Source organism: Variovorax sp. 20P10.2.4, assembly GCF_058244205.1.
Window position 1 is genome coordinate 1 of record NZ_JBZAYE010000522.1, and the last position, 5,274, is coordinate 5,274.

Consider the following 5,274-nt stretch of genomic DNA (forward strand, 5'->3'; position numbering starts at 1 on the left):
CGGCCTGCGCTAGGCGCTCTTCGCGAGCGCGGTATCGCGGATCGCCTGCAGCGTGGTCGACGGCGTGATCGCCTCCGGATCGAGCACGCAGTGCAGGATCGCGGGCTTGCCGCTGGCCCGCGCGCGCGCCAGCGCGGGGCCGAACTCGGCGGTGCTCGTCACGCGCTCGCCGTGGCCGCCGAACACCTCGGCATAGCCGCGGAAGTCCGGGTTCTTCAGCTGCGTGGCGCTGATGCGGCCCGGGTAGTGGCGCTCCTGGTGCATGCGGATGGTGCCGTACATGGCGTTGTCGAGCAGCACCACGAGGATCGGCAACCCGTACTGCACCGCGGTCGCGAACTCCTGGCCGTGCATCAGGAAGTCGCCGTCGCCCGCGAACACCACCACCTCGCGCTGCGGCCACAGCCGCTTCGCGCCGACGCCGGCCGGCAGGCCGTAGCCCATCGAGCCGCTGGTGGGCGCGAGCTGGCTCGCGAAGGCGCGGAACGGCCAGAAGCGATGCACCCAGGTCGCGAAATTGCCCGCGCCGTTGCAGAAGATGGTGTCGTGCGGCAGCACCTCGCGCAGGTGCTGCATCACCTCGCCCATCTGCAGCGGGCCCGGCACGCGGATCGGCGCCGGATCGCTCCAGCGCAGGAACTCCTCGCGCGCCTCGGCAGTGCGCGACTTCCAGGCCGGCGCCTGCGCCGGCTTCAGCCCGGCCACCGCCTCGGCGAAGGCACGCGGCGTGGCATGGATGCCCAGCGCGGGCCGGTAGAGCTTGCCGAGCTCGTCGGCATCGGCATGCACGTGCACCAGCGCCTGCGCGGGCTGCGGAATGGCCAGCAGCTCGTAGCCCTGCGACGGTACCTCCGACAGCCGGCCGCCGACCAGCAGCACCAGGTCGGCCTCGCGGATGCGCTGCAGCATGCGTGGATTGGCGCCCAGCCCCAGGTCGCCCGCATAGCAGGGATGCTCGGCCGACAGCAGCATCTGGCGCCGGAACGAGCAGTACACGGGCAGCGAGTGGGCCTCGGCGAACTGGGCGAACTGCCGCGTGGCCTCGGCCGACCAGCGGCTGCCGCCGAGCACCACCACCGGCCGCTCGGCCTGCGCGAGGCGCTGCTGCAGCTCGGCGATCTGCGCCGCGCCCGGATGGGTTTCGGTCACCGCGTAGGGCAGCGCATCGGCCACCGCGGCGGCCTCGGTCAGCATGTCCTCGGGCAGCGCGATCACCACCGGGCCGGGCCGGCCCGAGGTCGCCACGTGGAAGGCGCGCGACACCAGTTCGGGCACGCGCGCGGGGTCGTCGATCTGCACCACCCACTTGGCCATGGTGCCGAACACCGCGCCGTAATCGAGCTCCTGGAAGGCCTCGCGCCCCAGCGCCTCGCGCGCCACCTGGCCCACGAACAGCAGCAGCGGCGTCGAGTCCTGGTGCGCGATGTGCACGCCGGCCGAGGCATTGGTCGCGCCCGGTCCGCGCGTGACGAAGCAGACGCCGGGCCGGCCGGTGAGCTTGCCCTGGGCCTCGGCCATCATGGTGGCGCCGCCTTCCTGGCGGCAGACGGTGACGGCGATGGCCGCGTCGTGCAGCGCGTCGAGCACCGCGAGGAAGCTTTCGCCGGGAACGCAGAACAGCTGCTCGACGCCGTGCAGGACGAGCTGGTCGACCAGGAGCTGGCCGCCGGTGCGGGAGGTGGGGGTCACGAGAGGGCTCCGATGCGAGGGAGAAGAAGAAAGAAGGACGGATTCATTCGAGCGCCGCGCAGGCCGCCGCGATGCGCGCGCAGGCCTCCTCGAGCTGCGCCATCGAGGTCGCGTACGAGATGCGGAAATAGGGCGCGAGCCCGAACACGCTGCCCGGCACCACCGCCACCTCGAAGTCCTCGAGCAGGTAGCGGCAGAAGTCCGCGTCGCTGGCCAGCAGCGCGCCGCGGCGCGTGCGCCGGCCCAGCAGGCCCTCGCAGCGCGCGAAGGTATAGAACGCGCCCTCGGGCCGCGGGCAATGCAGGCCGTCGATGCGGTTGAGCGCGGCCACCACGAAGTCGCGCCGGCGCTGGAAGTCGTCGCGCCGCTCGGCCACGATCTGCTGCGGCCCGGTCAGTGCCTCGATCGCCGCGGCCTGGCTCACCGACGACGGGCACGAGGTGGTCTGGCTCTGCACCACGGCCATCGCCGCGATCAGCGCGCGCGGCCCGGCGCCATAGCCCACGCGCCAGCCGGTCATCGCATAGGCCTTCGACACGCCGTTGATCGTCAGCGTGCGCTCGCGCAACCGCGGCTCCACCGCCGCCGGCGTGGCGAAGGCCAGGCCGTCGTAGAGGATGTGCTCGTAGATGTCGTCGGCCAGCACCCACACGCGCGGATGCCGCAGCAGCACCTCGCACAGCGGCTTCAGCTGGTCGGCGCCGTAGGCCGCGCCGCTCGGGTTCGAGGGCGAGTTCAGGAACAGCCAGCGCGTGCGCGGCGTGATCGCGGCCTCGAGCTGCGCGGGCTCAAGCCGGAAGCCCTGCGCGTCGCCGCAGGGCACGCCGACCGGCACGCCGCCGCAGATGCGCACGATGTCGGCGTACGAGGTCCAGTAGGGCGCGGGCAGGATCACCTCGTCGCCCGGATCCAGGCTGGCCATCAGCGCGTTGAAGATCACCTGCTTGGCGCCCGCGCTCACGCTGATCTCGTCGAGGCCGAAGTCCAGCGCGTTGTCGCGCCTGAACTTGAGCTGCACCGCCGCCTTCATCGCCGGGCTGCCGTCGAGCACCGTGTAGCGCGTGTCGCCGCGCCCGATGGCGCGCACCGCGGCCTCGCGCACGTTGTCGGGCGTGTCGAAGTCGGGCTCGCCCGCGCCCAGCACGATCACCGGGCGGCCCGCGCGCTTGAGCGCATTGGCATGGTCGGTGATGCGCAGGATCTCCGACACGCCGAGCGCGCGCACGCGCTGCGCCGGCACGAAGTTCGAGGAGGAAGAAGATGCGGCGGTAGCGGGACTCACTTGGCGTAGCTCTCCAGCGGCTTGTCGTTGGGCTCGAGCACCAGCTGCTTGAGCATCGCGCTCATCGGCAGGTTCAGGCTGGTGTTCTTCGGCGGGATCGGCGCTACGAACCACTTGGTGTAGATGCGCTCGAGCTCGCCGCTCTTCATGAGGCGGCGCAGCGCGCCATCGACCGCCGCCTTGAAGGCCGGGTCGTCCTTGCGGAACAGCAGCGCGATCGGCTCCGAGCCCAGCGGCTCGCCGACGATGCGGTAGGCCGTCGGGTTCTTCGAGTTCGCGATGATCCCGGCCAGCAGGTTGTCGTCGAGCACGAAGGCATCGGCGCGGCCCGACTCCATCAGCAGGAAGCTCTCGAGGTGGTCCTTGCCGAGCATGGTGTTGATGCTCACGTTGTTGCTGCGCTCGCGCTTGCGCAGCAGCTGCACCGCCGTCGTGCCGGTCGAGGCCGACACGGTGCGGCCCGCGAGCTGGTCGAGCGTGGTGATGCCCGAGTCGACGCGCGTGGCCATGCGCACCTCGCTCACGTAGGTGGTGAGCGCGAAGGCCACCTGCTGCTGGCGCGCGAGGTTGTTGGTGGTGGGGCCGCAGCCGATGTCGAGCGTGCCGTTCTGCACCAGCGGGATGGTGTTCTGCGCCGTGACCGCCATGTACTCGAGCTTCGCGGCCGGCGCGATGTCCTTGAGCACGCGCTCGCACAGCTCCACGTGGTAGCCCACGTACTTCTCGCCCGCGCCCAGCATGTAGGCCATGGGCGGCGAGGCCTCGCGCACGCCGAGCACCGCCTTGCCGCTGGCGGCGATCTTCTCGAGCGTGCCCGCGGGCGCCGGTTGCTGCGCGCCGGCCGTGGCGGCCAGGGCCAGCAGCAGCGTGGCGGCCGCGGCCTTGAGCGGGTGCAGGGATGGAATGAAGTTCATGTCGTCGTCTCCTCGTCGTTGTGGTGATGGGTCTGGCGCTCGCGCAGGCATCCGCCCGCGGCGACGCTCATGCGCCGCCGCGGCCAAAGCCTGCGTCACGGGAAATCAGTCGCCGATATCGAAGGTCACGCCCTGTGCGAGAGGCAGCGCCGTCGAATAGTTGATGGTGTTGGTCGCGCGGCGCATGTAGGCCTTCCAGCTGTCGGAGCCGGCCTCGCGGCCGCCACCGGTTTCCTTCTCGCCGCCGAAGGCACCGCCGATCTCGGCGCCGCTCGGGCCGATGTTGACGTTGGCGATGCCGCAGTCGGAACCGGCGCACGAGAGGAAGCGCTCGGCCTCGCGCATGTCGAGCGTGAAGATCGACGACGACAGGCCCGCGCCCACCGCGTTGTGCTGCTCGATCGCCTCGTCGAGCGAGGCATAGCGCACCACATAGAGGATCGGCGCGAAGGTCTCGCGCAGCACCGCGCCGGCATGCGCCTTGAGCTCGACCAGCGCCGGGCGCGCGTAGTAGGCCTCGGCACCGCCGATACCGTCGACGCGGCCGCCGCCATGCACGATCGCGCCGGCATCGCGGCTCTCGTCGAGCGCCTTCTGCATGCCCTCGAAGGCCGCGCGGTCGATCAGCGGACCGACCAGCGTGCCGGCCTCGCGCGGATCGCCGACCTTCACGCCGCCATACACCTTGATCAGGCGCGGCACCAGCTTGTCGTACACGCTCTCGTGCACGAACAGCCGGCGCAGCGTGGTGCAGCGCTGGCCCGCCGTGCCCATGGCCGCGAAGGCGATCGCGCGCAGCGTGAGATCGAGGTCGGCCGAAGGCGTGACGATGGCCGCGTTGTTGCCGCCGAGTTCGAGGATGGCGCGTGCGAAGCGGGCCGCGAGCTTGGGACCGACCTGGCGGCCCATCGCGGTGGAACCGGTGGCCGACAGCACCGCCACGCGGTGGTCGTCGACCAGCAGCTCGCCGATGTCGCGCTGGCCCAGCAGCAGGCCGAGCAGGCCCTCGGGCGCGTCGGTACCGAAGCGCTCGATGGCGCGCGCCGCGATCGCATGCACCGCGAGCGCGGTCAGCGGCGTCTTCTCGGACGGCTTCCACACCACCGGGTCGCCGCACACCAGCGCCAGCGCCGCGTTCCACGACCACACCGCGACCGGGAAGTTGAAGGCCGAGATCACGCCGCACACGCCCAGCGGATGCCAGGTTTCCATCATCCGGTGCTCGGCGCGCTCGGTGGCCAGCGTGAGGCCGTAGAGCTGGCGCGAGAGACCGACCGCGAAGTCGCAGATGTCGATCATTTCCTGCACCTCGCCCGCGCCCTCGGACGGCACCTTGCCGGCCTCGAGCGTGACCAGCCGGCCGAGGTCGCGCTTGGCCGCGCGCAGTTC

General features: G+C 71.4%; 4 protein-coding genes. All 4 read right to left on the reverse strand.

Annotation, left to right across the window (positions count from 1 at the left end):
• Positions 1 to 9: 9 nt before the first annotated feature.
• A complete protein-coding gene (locus AC27VN_RS31955) occupies positions 10 to 1,689 on the reverse strand; it encodes a thiamine pyrophosphate-binding protein (RefSeq protein WP_490879153.1) in 1,680 nt (559 codons plus the stop codon).
• A gap of 43 nt (positions 1,690 to 1,732) precedes the next feature.
• Complete coding sequence (locus AC27VN_RS31960) at positions 1,733 to 2,971, reverse strand: pyridoxal phosphate-dependent aminotransferase (protein WP_490879154.1); 1,239 nt, start codon at positions 2,969 to 2,971, stop codon at positions 1,733 to 1,735.
• Positions 2,968 to 3,885, reverse strand: a complete 918-nt coding sequence (locus AC27VN_RS31965; RefSeq protein WP_490879155.1) for an amino acid ABC transporter substrate-binding protein — start codon at positions 3,883 to 3,885, stop codon at positions 2,968 to 2,970. Before AC27VN_RS31965 ends, AC27VN_RS31960 begins: the two co-directional genes overlap by 4 nt.
• 105 nt (positions 3,886 to 3,990) lie before the next feature.
• Positions 3,991 to 5,274 (reverse strand): L-piperidine-6-carboxylate dehydrogenase (gene amaB, locus AC27VN_RS31970; RefSeq protein WP_490879156.1); only part of this gene is annotated, 1,284 nt, incomplete at its 5' end.